This is a genomic window from Citrobacter sp. 506 (genome assembly GCF_050434985.1).
GTDB classification, from domain to species: Bacteria; Pseudomonadota; Gammaproteobacteria; order Enterobacterales; family Enterobacteriaceae; genus Citrobacter; species Citrobacter braakii.
Window position 1 is genome coordinate 739,079 of record NZ_JBNDJN010000001.1, and the last position, 16,976, is coordinate 756,054.

Below are 16,976 nucleotides of genomic sequence, written 5' to 3' on the forward strand. Positions count from 1 at the left end.
GTATGTGGTTAACCACAATAGAGTACCCCCCGTCACGATTTTTACACTGTAAATCATCAAGATTCTTTATTCATCACACGCAAACCAACGGCGTGACCAATGTTTCGTTGTTGCATCGTGACGGGAGAAAATATGGACAGCAGTAAACGGCAGTTTCTCCAGCAACTGGGCGTCCTGACCGCTGGCGCATCACTGGTACCCTTGGCTCAGGCGCAATTCCCCTTCTCGCCTGAACGCCATGAAGGCTCACTTCAGCATCGCTACGCCATGCTGGTTGACCTGCGACGCTGTATCGGCTGCCAGGCCTGTACTGTCAGTTGCGCCATTGAAAACCAGACGCCACAGGGTGAATTTCGCACCCTCGTTAACCAGTACCAGGTGCAGATTGAAGGTCAGCAGAGCGTCACCAACGTCCTGCTGCCGCGGCTGTGCAACCATTGTGATAATCCTCCCTGCGTGCCCGTTTGCCCGGTACAGGCTACCTTCCAACGCGAAGACGGCATTGTGGTGGTCGACAACACGCGCTGCGTGGGCTGCGCCTACTGCGTGCAGGCCTGCCCTTATGATGCGCGGTTCATCAACCATGAAACACAAACCGCCGATAAATGTACCTTTTGCGTTCACCGCCTCGAAGCAGGCCTGCTCCCGGCCTGCGTGGAATCCTGCGTCGGCGGCGCGCGCATCATAGGCGATATCAAAGATCCGCACAGCCGGATTTCTCAAATGCTGCGTGAACACCATGACGCCATCAAAGTCCTGAAACCGGAAAACGGGACATCACCGCACGTGTTCTATCTGGGTCTGGACGAAGCGTTTGTAACCCCGTTGATGGGACGTGCTCAACCCGCTCTCTGGCAGGAGGTTTAAATGAACCATTCACTGGTTATTGAAGAGGTTCTGGCCCATCCCCAGGACGTAAGCTGGTTACCCTGGGCCGTACAATATTTCTTTTTCATCGGCATTGCCGCCTGCGCCGCGCTGTTCGCCTGCGTGCTTCACTGGCGTAAACAAGAGATGCCGGAACTGGAAAACCTGACGCTGTTAATCGCCCTGACCTGCGCAATTACCGCGCCGCTGGCGCTGACCGCTGACTTACACCAAACCGCCCGCGTCTGGCATTTCTACGCCTGGCCGACGCCGTGGTCCTGGATGCCCTGGGGCGCGCTGTTTTTACCGCTCTTTACCGGCTTCTTAGGTCTGTGGTTTCTGGCGCAGCATGTTAAACGGTTAACGCTTAAAAGTTACAGTGTCACTAAGTGGCTGGCGATAGGTAGCGCCTTGTCAGCCATCGGGTTGCTGGTATACACCGGCCGCGAAGTGTCGGTAGTGCAGGCGCGTCCCGTCTGGTTCAGCTACGCCTTTCCGGTTGCGATGTTCCTCAGCGCGCTGCAAACGTTTCTCGCCCTACTCATCGCCGCGACAAAACGCGAGGGAACATTGACCCGCAAACTGGCGTGGGGGCAGACAGTCACCCTGATGGTACTGGCTTTGGTCGTGGTGATATGGGTGAGCGGCAATACGCTTTCCGGTTCGGCTATTCGCCAATGGCTGAACGTTGCCCCGTTAGCACGACACTACGCCATCGGTTGGGTTGCGCTATGGCTTGTTTCGCTTGTCCTGTGCGGGCTGGTGCTCCGTAACCCCTTATCACTGCCGCTGCGCATATTACTTGCATTTAGCGCGATGGCGCTGTGCTGGCTGATGCGCTGGACGTTACTTATCCAGGTGCAGACCATCCCGAAATTTAACGCGCTGTTTAATCCTTACACCCTGCCCGGTGGTACCGATGGCTGGCTGGCCATTGTGGGCACCTTCGGCCTGTGGATAGCACTGATCATTATTGTTCGTGAAGCCCTGAACGCGATCGCAAGGAGAATGCAACATGGTTAATTTAACCCGTCGTCAGTGGCTTAAAGTAGGCCTTGCCGTAGGTGGCATGGTGACTTTTGGCCTGAGTTATCGGGATGTGGCAAAGCGCGCGATAGACGGTTTGCTGGACGGCTCCTCGGGCAAAATTACCCGAGACCGCATCTTTGGTAACGCCCTCATCCCCGAAGCCAATGCCCAGCCGCGCTGGCAGCAGAACCCGCAGCAGGTTATCTCCATGACACAGTGCTTCGGCTGCTGGACGCAGTGTGGCGTGCGGGTGCGCGTTGACAGCGAACAAGGCAAGGTGTTGCGCATTGCGGGCAACCCCTATCACCCATTGTCTCACGAGCACCATATTGACGCCTCCGTCCCCTTTGCCACCGCAATGGAACAACTGGCGGGCGAAACGGGTCTTGACGCGCGTTCCACGGCCTGCGCCCGTGGCGCAACCTTACTTGAAGGTTTATACAGCCCGTTACGCATTCTCCAGCCCATGAAACGTGTCGGCAAACGCGGTGAGGGAAAATGGCAGCGCATCAGCTTCGAACAGCTGATCAAAGAGGTGGTGGAAGGCGGCGACTTGTTTGGTGAAGGCCACGTTGACGGCTTGCGGGCAATCCATGACACCAACACACCGCTTGATGCCAGGCATCCCGGCTTTGGCCCTAAATCCAATCAACTGCTGGTCACCAATACCAGCGATGAAGGACGTGATTCATTTTTGCGCCGCTTTGCATTAAATAGTTTTGGCAGTAAAAACTTCGGCGCTCATGGCGCTTACTGTGGTCTGGCATACCGGGCCGGTTCCGGTGCGTTAATGGGCGATCTGGATAAAAATACCCACGTGAAGCCCGACTGGGACAATGTCAAATTCGCGCTATTTATGGGAACGTCTCCGGCGCAATCCGGTAACCCGTTTAAGCGCCAGGCTCGCCAACTGGCCAGCGCCCGTTTACGCGACGACTTCCGTTATGTGGTGGTGGCGCCGGCCCTGCCATTAACCACGGTGCAGGCTGACAATCGCGGCCACTGGCAGCCTGTACGTCCGGGAAGTGACTCCGCGCTGGCGATGGGGATGATCCGTTGGATTATCGAAAAACAGCGTTATAACGCCGATTATCTCACCATTCCCGGCGTACAGGCCATGCAGCAGGCCGGGGAAAAAAGCTGGACTAACGCCACGCATCTGGTGATTACCGATGAGCTTCCAACCCTTGCCGGACAGCATTTAACCCTCGCGCACTTGAGTGCAAACGCCGCCCAGGAGCCGGTGGTCATTAACGAGGCCGGCGAAATTGTCGCCGCCAGCAGTTGCCCACGCGCGCAGCTGTTCGTCACCCGCCAGGTCACGCTGGCAGACGGTCAGACGGTGACGGTAAAAAGCAGCTTCCAGTGTCTGAAAGAGTCCGCCGGGAAACTAACGCTGACGCAGTACAGCCAACAATGCGGCGTGTCTGAAGCTGACATTGGCGCCCTGGCCGACGCGTTTACCCGCCATGGCCGCCAGGCTGCGGTGATTACGCACGGTGGAATGATGGCAGGCAATGGATTTTATAACGCCTGGGCGGTGATGATGCTCAATGCGCTGATTGGCAATCTCAGTCTTGAAGGCGGCGTGTTTGTCGGCGGCGGCAAGTTCAATGGCGCCACCGACGGTCCGCGCTACAACATGGACAGCTTCGCCGGGAAGGTAAAACCAAAAGGATTAAGCATCGCGCGCAGTAAAACTGCTTATGAGTCTTCCGAAGAGTATCGCAATAAGGTGGCCGCCGGACAATCGCCCTTCCCGGCCAAAGCCCCGTGGTATCCGTTTGTCGCAGGCCAGCTTACCGAACTCCTCGTCTCGGCGCTGGAAGGCTACCCTTATCCGCTGAAAGCCTGGATCTCCAACATGACCAACCCGTTCTACGGCATCGCAGGGTTGCGCGGCGTGGCGGAAGAAAAGCTCAAGGATCCTGCGCGTCTGCCGCTGTTTATCGCTATTGATGCCTTTATGAACGAAACCACGGCGCTGGCCGATTACATCGTGCCGGATACCCACAACTTTGAAAGTTGGGGATTCAGCGCCCCGTGGGCCGGCGTTGCCAGTAAAGCCACCACCGCGCGTTGGCCGGTAGTGACAGCGGCAACCAGCAGTACCGCTGATGGTCAACCCGCCTCGATGGAATCTTTCTGTATCGCAGTGGCAAAACGTATCGGGCTCCCCGGATTTGGTGACAATGCGATTACCGATCCGCAGGGCAATCACTATCCGTTGAATCGTGCGGAAGATTACTACCTGCGACTCGCCGCCAATATTGCGTTTATGGGCAAAGCGCCGGTCGCTGAAGCGCAACCGGAAGACCTGGCGCTGACTGGGGTACAGCGGATCGTGCCTGTGATGACCCAAACGCTGAAAGCCGATGAAATCAGCCGGGTGGCGTTTATCTACTCCCGCGGTGGGCGTTTTGCGCCAGACAACAGCGGGCGGGTTGAGAATCGGATAGGCTATGCGTGGGAAAAACCGCTACAAATCTGGAATGCGGACGTCGCCGCGCACCGCCATGCAATTACCGGCGAGCGCTACAGCGGCTGCCCGGCCTGGTATCCTTCACGCCTGTCAGATGGGCGTGCGGTCGAGGAGTTGTTCCCGGAACAAGAGTGGCCGCTGAAACTGATTTCTTTTAAATCCAATACCATGTCCAGCGCCACGGCGGTGATCCCTCGTTTGCATCATCTGAAGCCGGTTAATCTGGTGGCGCTTAATCCGCAGGATGGTCAACGGTATGGTTTAGCGCACGGCGATATGGTGCGTATCACCACGCCTGGCGGTCAGGCGCAGGCGCAGATAAGCCTGCTTAATGGCGTGATGCCGGGCGTGATCGCCATTGAACACGGTTATGGGCATAAAGAAATGGGCGCGGCGCAGCATACGCTCGACGGCAAGCCGATGGCGTTTGACGCACAAATAAGGTCGGGGATTAATCTCAACGATTTGGGCTTTGCGGATCCTACCCGGCAGGTAGCCAATACCTGGCTTGACTGGGTGTCAGGTGCAGCGGTGCGCCAGGGGTTGCCAGCGAGGATTGAGCGAGTGAAACTCTAGCGCCGGATGGCCACACCAACGCGTTTTATCCGGCCTACAGAACATCGTAGGCCGGATAAGGTAACGCCAGCGGATCAGTTATTTACCGGGATCACCGCACCTTTATATTTGGTGCGGATCCAGTCCTGGATCTCTTTTGAGTGCAGGACATCAACCAGCGCCACGATATCTTTTTTCTTCTCGTCGCCACGATGCACGGTAATGATGTTGGCATACGGGTTGTTTTCACCACTTTCGACAGCGATAGGATCTTTCACCGGATCCAGCCCGGCGTCGATGGCGTAGTTGGCGTTAATCACCACCGCATCGCCTTCGTCGTTGTTATACATCTGCGGTAACAGCGCGGCTTCCACGTTAGGCAGGAACTTCAGTTTTTTCGGGTTCTCGACGATATCGCTAATGCGCGCGGTGACTTTATCCACGCCCGGCTTCAGCTTGATTACGCCCTCTTTTTCGAAAATCGACAGAATACGGCCTTCCTCAGATACCGCATCGCGCATGATGACCTTGCCGCCTTCCGGCAGATCTTTAAGCGATTTCACTTTTTTCGAATAGATCCCAATTGGCTCGATGTGAATCGCTCCGGCACTGACGAAATCGTAGGTTTTATCGCCCGCATGATCTTTAATCACGCTGTTCAGGTACGGAATATGCTGGAAGTAGTTAGCGTCAATCTCACGGCCAGCCAGCGCGGTGTTGGGCAGAATGTAATCCTGGAACGGTTTAATCTCTAAATCGATCCCTTGCTTCGCCAGAATAGGCTTAGCCTGCTCAAGGATCTCCGCGTGCGGCACGTTTGAGGCACCAACGGTCAGAGTATCTGCCCAGGAGGCAAAGCTCAGGGCGCTTAAGGTTGCTGCGGCGAGTAACGTCAGTGATTTTTTCATGATAATGGTTTCCGTATTTTATTAGCGTTTATCTAACAGAGAGGTGATCACATCGCCGCAAAGCTGGATGATGAAGACAATGAGCAAAATCGTCACCGTCGCCACCAGCGTGACGTCGCTGTGGTTGCGCTGAAAACCTTCCAGATAGGCAAGATTCCCTAAACCACCGGCGCCAATTACCCCTGCCATCGCGCTGTAGCTGACCAGCGCAATCAGCGTCACGGTGATCCCGGACACCAGAGCAGGAGAGGATTCCGGCAGTAAAACCCGAAAAATAAGCGTGCTTAGCCGTGCGCCCATCGAACGCGTCGCTTCAATAACGCCTTTGTCGACTTCACGCAGGGCTATTTCGACCAGACGCGCATAAAACGGTGCGGCACCTACAATCAGCGCAGGCAACGCGGCATTAGCGCCGAGAATGGTGCCAACCATCGCTTTGGTAAACGGGATCAGCAGCACGATCAGAATGATGAACGGGATGGAACGAAAGATATTCACCACCAGCGAAATAACGCTATACACCGCGCGATTGTGAAACAGTCCGCCGCGTGCGGTCAGGAACAGCGCCAGACCAAGTGCAACGCCCAGGACAAAGGTCGCCGCGCCAGAAAGGACCGTCATGTAGAGCGTTTCCTGGGTTGCTGCCAACAGTTGCTCCCACTTCAGATGAGGAAACAGTTCTTCAGCCATGGTTGATCACCTCGCCTTCAATGTCGCTCTGGCGCAGATCGGCCAAAATATTGTTCAATTGTTCCTCAGAGGCCACAACGTGCACCCAAAGCTGACCAAACACGCCGTGCGCGGTTTGCGTCATCTTGCCGTGTAAAATGTTAAACGGCAGGCCATAGCGCAGGGTCAATTCGCCAACCACAGGCCGATGCGTACGTTGCCCGGTAAACGTTAGCTTGATCACCACACCGCCCAGCTCGCGGGCCAACTGTGGGTTAAACTCGTCTTCTTCGGTGTACTGACTCACCTGACGAACGAACTGTCGGGTGATCGGCTGCTGCGGATGGGTAAAGACGTTGAGCACGTCGCCTTCCTCAACGACCCTGCCGTTTTCCATTACCGCGACGCGATCGCAGATTTTGCGTACCACGTGCATTTCATGCGTGATCAGCACAATGGTTAATTTGAAACGGCGATTAATATCGAGCAGCAAATCGAGGATCTGATCGGTAGTTTGCGGATCCAGCGCCGAAGTGGCTTCGTCACACAGCAGAACGTCAGGATTGTTCGCCAGCGCACGGGCAATTCCTACCCGCTGTTTTTGCCCACCGCTAAGCTGGGACGGATACGCATTTTCACGACCGCTCAGCCCCACCAGCGAAATCAGTTCAGCAACTCGCGCTTTAATTGATGCTTTTGGCGCTCCAGCAATTTGCATAGAGAACGCAATATTTTCACTAACCGTTCGTGACCACAGCAAATTGAAGTGTTGAAACACCATGCTGATTTTCAGTCGCGCCTGACGTAAAGATTCCCCACGGGCGGCAGAGATATCGTGGCCGTTAATCGTTACGCTGCCTGAAGTCGGTTTTTCCAGACCATTAAGTAAGCGTATTAAGGTGCTTTTCCCCGCCCCGCTGTAACCAATAATTCCGTAAATCTGTCCTTGTTCAACCGTCAGGTTGACGTTATCGACAGCGGTAATGGCAAGCCTGCCTGGCGTAAACACTTTCGAAATATTTTTCAGGACAATCATGTCGTTTAGGTATCCGCTGCTGCTTATTGTTCTGCTGCTAGCGCTTTTGGCTGTTTAGCAGTATGGATGTCCAAACGAGTGTAATCAGTGAGATTAGCTTTTAAAATGAATTAAAACGCATTTGATATAACTTTTAGAAATATGTCGGTTTGGTCGGCGTTATACACAAAAAGTCAGGGATTGGGATGTAATGCTTGTCAGTTAAGCATTATTGAGAACATATGATTTCGGCTCAGGGTTCCGTTCACCTCAGTGGTATCAATTCTCTGAAGCTCAGATACCCGTGAACGTGCAAGGGAGGCTCATCGATTTTCAGCCTGACCGGGGTCATCGCTGCAACGCACTGACTTCCAGTTAACTCTGTTTTGCTGTTCAGATAAAAAACGCAGGTGGTCAGGTGTGGGCTGGTCCGGCTGAAAATTGCCGACGTGTTTCCGTAAGGCCGGGAGAACCCGCAGGGATGCGGGTTCAGGGCGCGTTTTGCAGGGACGCTGCCTCGCGCCCGGCCCGGTAGCCTGGAGGAATAAACGGAGGGGACCGCGGAGCGGCAATTTTCCCGCCGGGAGCCGGGATTGTTAAGGGTACGGCGATAGTACCCTTAACACGTTCACAGGAATCGGTGTTTCAGAGAAACGATGAACATGAGGTGAACGGAACCCTTTCTCTGTGATGGGATGTTCATTACCTCCGCCAACACATGTTGATGCTTTCTGAAACTAAGGTGTTAGCTGAACGGCATTGGGATGACAGTTACACCTTGTTGCGCAACAAATGCTGCTGCGAATAACCTCTTTATCCATACCTGGAAACAAATTAATGAATATTTTCTGTAAAACTGCACAGAAGTGTTTTGAAACGCTGTTTCCATTTTCCTTTTTGATAATTTTCAGCGTATAATGCGCGCCAATTGTCTCTTGAATGGTTTCAGCACATTGACCTGTAAAACTCAACGACTACAAAACTCACCATCCCGTTGGGCTGAAACACAAGCACACATTCCTCTGCACGCTCTTTCGATGTCACCTATCCTTAGTGCGAGGCATCACAACTTTCGTAACTCAGGTTTAGCTTCCCGTCCGTGCGCGGTGGGAGCCAGATTTCCATATCCTTCTCAACTTAAAGACTAAGACTGTCATGAAAAAGACGAAAATTGTTTGCACCATCGGTCCGAAAACCGAATCCGAAGAGATGTTAACCAAAATGCTGGACGCGGGCATGAACGTCATGCGTCTGAACTTCTCCCACGGGGACTATGAAGAACACGGTCAGCGCATCAAGAATTTGCGCAACGTCATGAGCAAAACCGGCAAGAAAGCCGCAATCCTGCTCGACACCAAAGGTCCGGAAATCCGTACCATCAAACTGGAAGGCGGTAACGACGTTTCCCTGAAAGCGGGCCAAACCTTCACCTTCACCACCGACAAATCCGTTGTCGGCAACAACGAAATCGTTGCTGTTACTTATGAAGGCTTCACTAAAGATCTGTCCGTCGGCAATACCGTTCTGGTTGACGATGGTCTGATCGGCATGGAAGTTACCGCTATCGAAGGTAACAAAGTTATCTGTAAAGTGCTGAACAACGGCGACCTGGGCGAAAACAAAGGCGTTAACCTGCCGGGCGTTTCCATCGCGCTGCCAGCACTGGCTGAAAAAGACAAACAGGACCTGATCTTCGGTTGCGAGCAAGGCGTTGACTTCGTTGCAGCATCCTTTATCCGTAAACGTTCTGACGTCGTTGAAATCCGTGAGCACCTGAAAGCGCACGGCGGCGAAAACATCCAGATCATCTCCAAAATCGAAAACCAGGAAGGCCTGAACAACTTCGACGAAATCCTCGAAGCATCTGACGGCATCATGGTTGCTCGTGGCGACATGGGCGTTGAGATCCCGGTTGAAGAAGTTATCTTCGCGCAGAAGATGATCATCGAAAAATGTATCCGTGCACGTAAAGTCGTTATCACTGCGACCCAGATGCTGGACTCCATGATCAAAAACCCGCGTCCGACCCGCGCTGAAGCCGGTGACGTAGCGAACGCCATCCTCGACGGTACCGATGCAGTAATGCTGTCTGGCGAGTCTGCAAAAGGTAAATACCCGCTGGAAGCCGTCACCATCATGGCAACCATCTGTGAGCGTACCGACCGCGTGATGACCAGCCGTCTGGACTTCAACAACGACAGCCGCAAACTGCGCATCACCGAAGCCGTTTGCCGTGGCGCGGTTGAAACTGCAGAAAAACTGGATGCTCCGCTGATCGTTGTAGCAACCCAGGGCGGTAAATCTGCTCGCGCAGTACGTAAATACTTCCCGGATGCCACCATCCTGGCGCTGACCACCAACGAAACTACCGCGCGTCAGCTGGTGCTGAGCAAAGGCGTTGTTGCACAGGTAGTTAAAGAAATCAGCTCTACCGATGATTTCTATCGTCTGGGTAAAGAAGTCGCTCTGGAAAGCGGTCTGGCTCAGAAAGGTGACGTTGTGGTGATGGTTTCCGGTGCACTGGTTCCGAGCGGCACGACCAACACGGCATCCGTTCACGTGCTGTAATAATTCCAACGCGAATTAATTTGCTTAAAAAAGCGCCCTGGTGGCGCTTTTTTTATTTTATCGATAGCTACAATTAATAAAAAATCAAATCGGATTTCACTATCTAATCCGTGATTATCTAAGATGAATCCGATGGAAGCTTTCTGTTTTCACTCGGGTTTTTAGCCGTTTTTGCACAATTCGATGCTTCTTTGAGCGAACGATCAAAAATAAGTGCATTCCCATCAAAAAAATATTCTCAACATAAAAAACTTTGTGTAATACTTGTAACGCTACATGGAGATTAACTCAATCTAGAGGGTATTAATAATGAATCGTACTAAACTGGTACTGGGCGCGGTAATCCTGGGTTCTACTCTGCTGGCAGGTTGCTCCAGCAACGCTAAAATCGATCAGCTGTCTTCTGACGTTCAGACTCTGAACGCTAAAGTTGACCAGCTGAGCAACGACGTGAACGCAATGCGTTCCGACGTTCAGGCTGCTAAAGATGACGCAGCTCGCGCTAACCAGCGTCTGGACAACGCAGCTACTAAATACCGCAAGTAATAGTATCTGTGTAATAAAAATGGCGCACATTGTGCGCCATTTTTTTTGCTCTGAATTTCCCTTCCCTGTTATTGCGTAACACGCACCTCTGCATCCTCTCCCGGCACGCCATTCTGTGCAGACTTCACTTCCGCGCCATTGCTTACGACCGACGCTTGCCCGGCCGTTACGGTGACCGGATAGCCCGCACGACGATACAAGGCTCTTTCCACCAAACTGTTATCGACGGCTTTATTGTCTTTAAACTGGGTAAAACCGGCTGGCAGCACATACGGCATGGTCTGGACGTTTTGCTCCTCTTCCGGCGACAGCGGTCGATGCACCTCGACATAGCGCATTCCGTTCGGCTCTATCGAATATTTTATCGGCTCATTAATCACCCGAACCGGCGTTCCTGTCCGGACCTGAGCAAACAGTGCTTTGATGTCCGGCGCGTTCATGCGAATACACCCAGAACTTACGCGCAGTCCCACGCTGTCCGGTGCACTGGTGCCATGGATCAGATATTCACCATTTCCATGTGCCAGACGCAGTGCAAAGCGTCCTAACGGGTTATTTGGCCCGGCAGGTACTACTGGCGGTAATGTTATGCCGCGCTCCAAAGAGCGTTTACGGATGCCTGCTGTAGGGGTCCAGGTCGGATTCGGGATTTTCTGCCCAACCCGGGTTTCCATTACCGGCGTTTCCAGCCCCTGCAAACCGATACCAATTGGGAAAACCTGAACAATATTCTCTCCCGGCGGGAAGTAATACAGACGCAGTTCCGCCAGATTCACAATAATGCCTTCTCGTGGTGCATCCGGTAGCAGTAATTGCGAGGGAATAGTAATTAGCGTTCCGGGTTTAGGTACGGGGGCAATCGTATTATTGGCTTCAAGGATCAGCATTGCGGCGGTATCAAACTTACGGGCAATCGCCTGTAGGTTTTTATCGCCTTCCTGCACGGTGTAGGTTTGATTTTGCCCAACAAGACGGCTGTTCGCCTGAGGCAAAGGATAATCGACCGCCCATGCGGCCTGAATAGCGCTGTAAGCGCCGATTAGCATTAACGTAATAACAGACGCGCGTTTCATACTCACCCCCCTGGCGTTCCTGCCGGACGGCGTCGAGCGCCCGATCCGGCCTACGAGTCACTGCGTTGCACTACCTCACTCTTTCACGTCGAGCTGAAATTGACGTGTTTTATCAGTTTAGCTAAGAGTTGCGGCTTTGGTGCGAATAGCCCGAATCATCGCCTCCAGCCCTTGTGAACGAGACGGTGTGAGATGCTGTGCGAGCGCCATTTTTTCAAACCACGGACGCACATCAAAATTCACAATATCCTGGGCCGTCATGCGGTCATATAAAATGAATACGACAGCGATAAGCCCTTTCACAATTGCCGCATCGCTGTCGCCCTGTAATTCAATAATTCCTTCAGCATTCTGACGCATGACAATCCATACCTGACTTTGACAGCCCTGGATGCTATTTTCCGTATTACGATCGTCGTCATTTAATTCCGGCAAACGCTGACCCAGTTCAATAATGTACAGGTATTTCTCTTCCCAATTAGCGCAACGCAGAAAATTACGCAACAACTTTTCTTTATCCGGCAGCGCAGCCATAACGCCTCCCTGTTATCCCAGTAAGTGATGAATACGCTTGAGGCCCGTTACCAGGCGATCAACTTCTTCGTGGGTGTTGTACATGGCAATCGACGCCCGGCACATCGCAGGAACGTTATAGTAGGCCATCAGCGGCATAGCGCAGTGATGCCCTGTCCGCACGGCGATGCCATAGTTATCAAGAAAACTCCCGACATCATAGGCATGATGTTTGCCGAGGTTAAACGCAATCACCCCCAGACGATTATCCGGCCCGTAGAGCGTTAAATCCGGCACATCCGCCAGCTGTTCCAGCGCATAGCGCATCAGGAATTGTTCATATTCGCTGATTTCAGTAAGCCCCAGCGCGGAAACATATTCAATAGCCGCACCGAGTCCAATAATCCCCCCGGTGTTTGGCGTTCCGGCTTCAAACCGCCAGGGGGCTTTGGCCCACGTCGTCCCCTGGCTCAGGCTCACCGTCGCAATCATCGACCCTCCGCCTTCCCACGGCGGCATCTCCTGCAGCAACGACTCTCTGGCATACAGAACGCCAATACCGGTTGGCCCGTAGAGCTTGTGCCCAGAGAAAACATAGAAGTCGCAATCCAGCGCCTGCACATCCACATGATGATGCATAACTGCCTGTGCGCCATCCACCAGCACTTTCGCACCGTATTGATGCGCCAGCTCAATCATCTCAACCAATGGGTTTTCCGTGCCCAGCACGTTAGACACATGGGTAATCGCCAGCAGTTTCGTGCGATCGTCAAACAGCGTCGGCAACGTTTCCAGTTGCAACGTACCCTCTGTATTGAGCGGAATAACGCGCAGTTCTGCACCTACGCGAGCGCACAACATCTGCCAGGGCACAATATTGGCGTGGTGCTCCATTTCGCTGATGATAATGTTATCGCCCGCCCGCACATTGCTGCCGCCCCAGCTGTTAGCTACCAGGTTGATACCTTCCGTTGTGCCGCGAACAAACACCAGTTCTTCAGCTGAACGGGCGTTGATAAACAGCGAGGCGAGCTTGCGCACATTCTCCATTTTTTCCGTGGCCTGCGCGCTCAGCGTATGGATCCCGCGGTGGACCGCGGCATAGCCGTGACGGTAAAACTCGGCTTCGGCATCAATCACCTGGTTGGGCTTTTGCGCGCTGGCGGCGCTATCCAGATACGCCAACGGTAAACCGTTCACTTCGCGCGTCAGGACCGGAAAATCAGCCCGCACTTTTTCAATGGGAAATGTCATGCTACGCCTCCCGGCAAGCGTTGGGCGATCCGTGCCAGGACCTGTTGTTTCAGCGTTTCCTCGCCCAGGGCTTCCGTCAGTTCAGCGGCAAACGCATAGAGAATCATTTGTTGGGCATCCTGCTGGCCGATCCCGCGCGAACGCAGATAGAACATCTGCTCGTCGTCGATCCGCCCTACCGTCGCCCCGTGGCTGCATTTCACGTCGTCGGCATAAATTTCAAGCTGCGGCTTGGTATCCACTTCTGCCAGTTTTCCGAGCAGCAAATTATTGTTGGTCATCTGACCGTCGGTTTTAATGGCGTGCTGAGCGACGTTGATCAGGCCATTGAATACCGCGCGCCCCTTATCGCTGACAATCGTTTTATGCAGTTGTCGACTGTTGCAATATCCCTTGTTGTGCGCAAGCCAGGTGCGGGTATCGCAGACTTCATTTTTCACCGGCATCGCCAGGCTGTTAAGCCGAAGCGTGGTGTTTTCGCCGTTAAGCTGGGTGCTGGTGTTATGGCGCAACACCGCATCACCGAGTAAAAAGCTGTGGCTGGCGGCCGTGGCATCAGCGCCCAACTGAATATCATTATGCGCGAAGTGGTGGCTGAGCGGATTCTCAAACGCCAGTTTGATGTGGCGCAAGTGTGCGTTTGCCGCAACGTTCATCGTTAATCGTGCACCGGTAAAATGGCGATATTCGCTGAGGCTGACATAGTGTTCAATGACGGTGGCTTCTGCGCCTTCTGCCAGATCCAGATGGTGGCGATAGTGCGCCGTGTTCACCTCATCACCCGCCAGCCCCTGGGTAATGTGCAGCAGCAGCAACGGTTTTGCCGGTCGCTGGTTACGCTTCACCTGAATGTGCGTTACGCTGCGGGAGAGGCTTTCGGTCAGGTGCAGAAAGACTTCCGGTTGGATAGCCGCCGGTAGCGACTGGCGCACATCATCAACGGTAATGTTAAACCCGCTACCTTCCGCGCTGTCGCTGAGCGTTGGACAGAATTGCCCGTCAACAAACACCAGGCGGACAGCATCAATAGCCGGCGCTAACGCTTCACACTGGGCGGACGTTATCTCAGTGACATGACTGACAAACTGGCTGTTGGTTAATCCTTCCAGCGGCGTGTATTTCCAGTCCTCATGCTTACGCGTTGGCAGTCCCAGACGCAGCATCTGCTGCAGGTGCTGCTGGGCGTGGTGCGAGCGCGTCTCCCCTTGCGTTTCAAACAGATGATGCCACTGTTGCAGCACGTTACTGCTGTTCGCTAAGCCAGCCATAACCTTGCTCCTCCAGTTGTTTGACCAGCGTGAAATCGCCGGATTTCACAATTCGCCCCTGGTAGAGAACGTGCACATAATCGGGTTTGATGTAATCCAGGATGCGCTGATAGTGGGTGACGATAATGAATGAACGTTGCCCGTCGCGCAGCGAGTTTACGCCATCCGCAACGACTTTCAGCGCGTCGATATCCAGCCCGGAGTCCGACTCATCAAGAATGCACAGCTGAGGTTCCAGCACCGCCATTTGCAAAATGTCATTACGCTTTTTCTCGCCACCGGAGAAACCAACGTTGACCGAACGCGTTAGCAAATCTTCCGGCATCTTCAATAACGCGATTTTCTCTTCCATCAGATCCTGGAAGTCAAACCTGTCCAGCGACTCTTCGCCACGGTAGCTGCGCACCGCATTCAGTGCCGTTTGCAGGAAAAACTGATTACTGACGCCGGGGATTTCTACCGGATACTGAAATGCCATAAAGATCCCTTCACCGGCCCGGTCTTCGGGTGACAGTTCCAGTAAATCCTTACCGTTGAATTCTACCGTCCCGCCGGTGACTTCGTAGTCATCGCGCCCGGCGAGCGTTGCGGAAAGCGTACTTTTCCCGGAACCGTTCGGCCCCATAATGGCGTGTACCTCTCCGGGGCCAATATCCAGGCTCAGCCCACGCAGGATCGCCTTATCTTCCACACTGACCTGTAAATTTTTAATGCTTAACATGTGCTTTCCTTAAATTTTAACCGACGCTGTGTTCAAGACTTATGGCGAGAAGTTTTTGCGCTTCAACGGCAAATTCCAGCGGCAGTTCAGAGAACACGTCTTTACAGAAACCATTAACGATCATCGAAATGGCATCCTCTTCGCTGATGCCGCGCTGCAAACAGTAAAACAGCTGGTCTTCACCAATGCGCGAGGTCGTGGCTTCATGCTCAAGCTGGGCGCTGTTGTTACGACACTCCACATACGGGAAGGTGTGCGCTCCACAATCCGCGCCAATCAGCATCGAGTCGCATTGGGTATAGTTGCGGGCGTTGGTTGCGGTCGGCATGATCTTCACTAAGCCGCGATAGCTGTTTTGACTGTGTCCCGCAGAGATCCCTTTCGAGATAATGGTCGATTTGGTGTTCTTGCCGATGTGGATCATCTTGGTGCCGGTATCGGCCTGCTGGTAACCACTGGTCAACGCGACGGAGTAGAATTCGCCGATAGAGTTGTCGCCGCGCAGAATACAGCTTGGGTATTTCCAGGTAATGGCCGAGCCGGTTTCCGACTGCGTCCACGACATTTTGCTGTTTTCGCCTTCGCACAGAGCGCGCTTGGTGACGAAGTTCAAAATGCCGCCGGTGTTACCATCACCAGGGAACCAGTTTTGTACCGTCGAGTATTTCACTTCGGCATCTTTGTGGATGATGACTTCCACCACCGCGGCATGCAGTTGGTAGCTATCGCGTACCGGGGCTGAACAGCCTTCGATATAGCTGACGTAACTGCCCTCATCCGCAACCAGAATGGTGCGTTCAAACTGACCGGTTTTTTCCGCATTTATACGGAAATAGGTCGACAGTTCCATTGGGCAACGTACACCTTTCGGGACATAAATAAACGTGCCGTCGGAGGCCACCGCCGCATTCAGCGCCGCAAAAAAATTGTCATTACCCGGGACAACCGTACCCAGATATTGTTTTACCAGCTCAGGGTGATCGTGAATCGCCTCACCAAACGAACAGAAAATAATGCCCTGTTCCGCCAGTTTATCGCGATAAGTTGTCGCCACCGACACCGAGTCAAAAATGGCATCAACCGCCACCTCTTTGCCTTCGCGGACCGGCACGCCAAGCTGCTCAAATGCGTCCTCAACTTCTTTACTTAAAAACGCATTCGCCCCCGTTTGCTGCACCGCGCCCGGCTCAGACGCGCAGGTTTCATCGCAATTACCGCAGGACGGCGCGGAGTAATAACTGTACTCCTGGTAGTTCAGCTTATCGTAATGCGCTTTTAGCCAGTGCGGCTCTTCCATGGTCAGCCACGCTTTAAAGGCATTCAGGCGAAATTCCAGCATCCAGTCGGGTTCATTACGTTTTGCCGAAATCGCGCGCACGACATCTTCGTTGATCCCTTTCGCCAGCTCATCGGTTTGTAGATGGGTGAAGAAGCCCTCTTTGTAATTAAGGTGCCCGCCAGCCCAGGTGTTGACATCGTCAGTTGCTTCAGTATTACGAGACATAGTA

Annotated in this window: 15 protein-coding genes; 6 read left to right on the forward strand and 9 right to left on the reverse strand. The window is 53.5% G+C overall.

Annotation, left to right across the window (positions count from 1 at the left end; translation table 11 throughout):
• Window positions 1-132: 132 nt before the first annotated feature.
• The 3 genes from ttrB to ttrA are packed head-to-tail and all read left to right on the forward strand — an operon-like array spanning window position 133 to window position 4,954.
• A complete protein-coding gene (ttrB, locus tag ABIE10_RS03715; RefSeq protein ID WP_019076686.1) occupies window positions 133-867 on the forward strand; it encodes a tetrathionate reductase subunit TtrB in 735 nt (244 codons plus the stop codon).
• Window positions 868-1,890: a tetrathionate reductase subunit TtrC gene (gene ttrC, locus ABIE10_RS03720; protein ID WP_104651772.1), complete on the forward strand. Its 1,023-nt coding sequence runs from the start codon at window positions 868-870 to the stop codon at window positions 1,888-1,890.
• Window positions 1,883-4,954: a tetrathionate reductase subunit TtrA gene (gene ttrA / locus ABIE10_RS03725; protein WP_429154762.1), complete on the forward strand. Its 3,072-nt coding sequence runs from the start codon at window positions 1,883-1,885 to the stop codon at window positions 4,952-4,954. Before ttrC ends, ttrA begins: the two co-directional genes overlap by 8 nt.
• A gap of 74 nt (window positions 4,955-5,028) precedes the next feature.
• On the opposite strand, the gene ABIE10_RS03730 is transcribed toward ttrA, so the two are convergent.
• Genes ABIE10_RS03730 through ABIE10_RS03740 form a run of 3 tightly spaced genes read right to left on the reverse strand, consistent with a single transcriptional unit; the run spans window position 5,029 to window position 7,546 of the window.
• Window positions 5,029-5,841, reverse strand: coding sequence for a MetQ/NlpA family ABC transporter substrate-binding protein (locus ABIE10_RS03730; protein WP_003029358.1), 813 nt, complete (start codon window positions 5,839-5,841; stop codon window positions 5,029-5,031).
• A gap of 21 nt (window positions 5,842-5,862) precedes the next feature.
• Window positions 5,863-6,531, reverse strand: a complete 669-nt coding sequence (locus tag ABIE10_RS03735; RefSeq protein WP_016152914.1) for a methionine ABC transporter permease — start codon at window positions 6,529-6,531, stop codon at window positions 5,863-5,865.
• On the reverse strand, window positions 6,524-7,546 hold the full coding sequence (locus ABIE10_RS03740; protein ID WP_016156371.1) for a methionine ABC transporter ATP-binding protein: 1,023 nt from the start codon (window positions 7,544-7,546) through the stop codon (window positions 6,524-6,526). Before ABIE10_RS03740 ends, ABIE10_RS03735 begins: the two co-directional genes overlap by 8 nt.
• Window positions 7,547-8,442: 896 nt before the next feature.
• On the opposite strand from ABIE10_RS03740, the gene ABIE10_RS03745 reads away from it, so the two are divergent.
• The 3 genes from ABIE10_RS03745 (at window position 8,443) to lpp (ending at window position 10,639) form a co-directional block, all read left to right on the forward strand.
• Entirely contained in the window at window positions 8,443-8,673 is a 231-nt protein-coding gene (locus ABIE10_RS03745; RefSeq protein ID WP_429154766.1) for a hypothetical protein, read from the forward strand.
• Window positions 8,674-8,680: 7 nt separating this feature from the next.
• A complete protein-coding gene (gene pykF / locus ABIE10_RS03750) occupies window positions 8,681-10,093 on the forward strand; it encodes a pyruvate kinase PykF (RefSeq protein ID WP_016152912.1) in 1,413 nt (470 codons plus the stop codon).
• Window positions 10,094-10,402: 309 nt separating this feature from the next.
• A complete protein-coding gene (gene lpp / locus ABIE10_RS03755) occupies window positions 10,403-10,639 on the forward strand; it encodes a murein lipoprotein Lpp (RefSeq protein ID WP_003029373.1) in 237 nt (78 codons plus the stop codon).
• 68 nt (window positions 10,640-10,707) lie between these two features.
• Here the strand turns inward: lpp and ldtE are convergent, their stop codons facing one another.
• The 6 genes from ldtE to sufB form a co-directional block, all read right to left on the reverse strand.
• The gene (ldtE, locus tag ABIE10_RS03760; protein ID WP_181545894.1) at window positions 10,708-11,712 is read right to left on the reverse strand and encodes a L,D-transpeptidase LdtE; all 1,005 of its coding nucleotides are present in this window, start codon (window positions 11,710-11,712) and stop codon (window positions 10,708-10,710) included.
• 117 nt (window positions 11,713-11,829) lie between these two features.
• Window positions 11,830-12,246 carry a cysteine desulfuration protein SufE gene (gene sufE / locus ABIE10_RS03765; protein ID WP_016152910.1) on the reverse strand — a complete coding sequence of 139 codons (417 nt, stop codon included), beginning with the start codon at window positions 12,244-12,246 and terminating at the stop codon, window positions 11,830-11,832.
• A 12-nt stretch (window positions 12,247-12,258) separates the two neighbouring features.
• Window positions 12,259-13,479: a cysteine desulfurase SufS gene (sufS, locus tag ABIE10_RS03770; RefSeq protein WP_429154769.1), complete on the reverse strand. Its 1,221-nt coding sequence runs from the start codon at window positions 13,477-13,479 to the stop codon at window positions 12,259-12,261.
• Complete coding sequence (gene sufD / locus ABIE10_RS03775) at window positions 13,476-14,747, reverse strand: Fe-S cluster assembly protein SufD (protein WP_047417792.1); 1,272 nt, start codon at window positions 14,745-14,747, stop codon at window positions 13,476-13,478. The genes sufS and sufD overlap by 4 nt, the downstream gene beginning before the upstream one ends.
• Complete coding sequence (gene sufC, locus ABIE10_RS03780; RefSeq protein ID WP_016152907.1) at window positions 14,722-15,468, reverse strand: Fe-S cluster assembly ATPase SufC; 747 nt, start codon at window positions 15,466-15,468, stop codon at window positions 14,722-14,724. Before sufC ends, sufD begins: the two co-directional genes overlap by 26 nt.
• 16 nt (window positions 15,469-15,484) lie before the next feature.
• Window positions 15,485-16,972: a Fe-S cluster assembly protein SufB gene (sufB, locus tag ABIE10_RS03785; RefSeq protein WP_016152906.1), complete on the reverse strand. Its 1,488-nt coding sequence runs from the start codon at window positions 16,970-16,972 to the stop codon at window positions 15,485-15,487.
• Between the last annotated feature and the right edge of the window lie 4 nt (window positions 16,973-16,976).

Excerpts from the sequence above, each read along its gene's own strand:
- sufC (WP_016152907.1), bottom strand. The coding sequence starts at position 15,468 with ATGTTAAGCATTAAAAATTTACAGGTCAGTGTGGAAGATAAGGCGATC.
- ttrB (WP_019076686.1), top strand. The coding sequence starts at position 133 with ATGGACAGCAGTAAACGGCAGTTTCTCCAGCAACTGGGCGTCCTGACC.
- lpp (WP_003029373.1), top strand. The coding sequence starts at position 10,403 with ATGAATCGTACTAAACTGGTACTGGGCGCGGTAATCCTGGGTTCTACT.
- ABIE10_RS03745 (WP_429154766.1), top strand. The coding sequence starts at position 8,443 with ATGCGCGCCAATTGTCTCTTGAATGGTTTCAGCACATTGACCTGTAAA.
- ttrA (WP_429154762.1), top strand. The coding sequence starts at position 1,883 with ATGGTTAATTTAACCCGTCGTCAGTGGCTTAAAGTAGGCCTTGCCGTA.
- sufD (WP_047417792.1), bottom strand. The coding sequence starts at position 14,747 with ATGGCTGGCTTAGCGAACAGCAGTAACGTGCTGCAACAGTGGCATCAT.
- pykF (WP_016152912.1), top strand. The coding sequence starts at position 8,681 with ATGAAAAAGACGAAAATTGTTTGCACCATCGGTCCGAAAACCGAATCC.
- sufB (WP_016152906.1), bottom strand. The coding sequence starts at position 16,972 with ATGTCTCGTAATACTGAAGCAACTGACGATGTCAACACCTGGGCTGGC.
- ABIE10_RS03740 (WP_016156371.1), bottom strand. The coding sequence starts at position 7,546 with ATGATTGTCCTGAAAAATATTTCGAAAGTGTTTACGCCAGGCAGGCTT.
- sufS (WP_429154769.1), bottom strand. The coding sequence starts at position 13,479 with ATGACATTTCCCATTGAAAAAGTGCGGGCTGATTTTCCGGTCCTGACG.
- ldtE (WP_181545894.1), bottom strand. The coding sequence starts at position 11,712 with ATGAAACGCGCGTCTGTTATTACGTTAATGCTAATCGGCGCTTACAGC.
- sufE (WP_016152910.1), bottom strand. The coding sequence starts at position 12,246 with ATGGCTGCGCTGCCGGATAAAGAAAAGTTGTTGCGTAATTTTCTGCGT.
- ttrC (WP_104651772.1), top strand. The coding sequence starts at position 868 with ATGAACCATTCACTGGTTATTGAAGAGGTTCTGGCCCATCCCCAGGAC.
- ABIE10_RS03730 (WP_003029358.1), bottom strand. The coding sequence starts at position 5,841 with ATGAAAAAATCACTGACGTTACTCGCCGCAGCAACCTTAAGCGCCCTG.
- ABIE10_RS03735 (WP_016152914.1), bottom strand. The coding sequence starts at position 6,531 with ATGGCTGAAGAACTGTTTCCTCATCTGAAGTGGGAGCAACTGTTGGCA.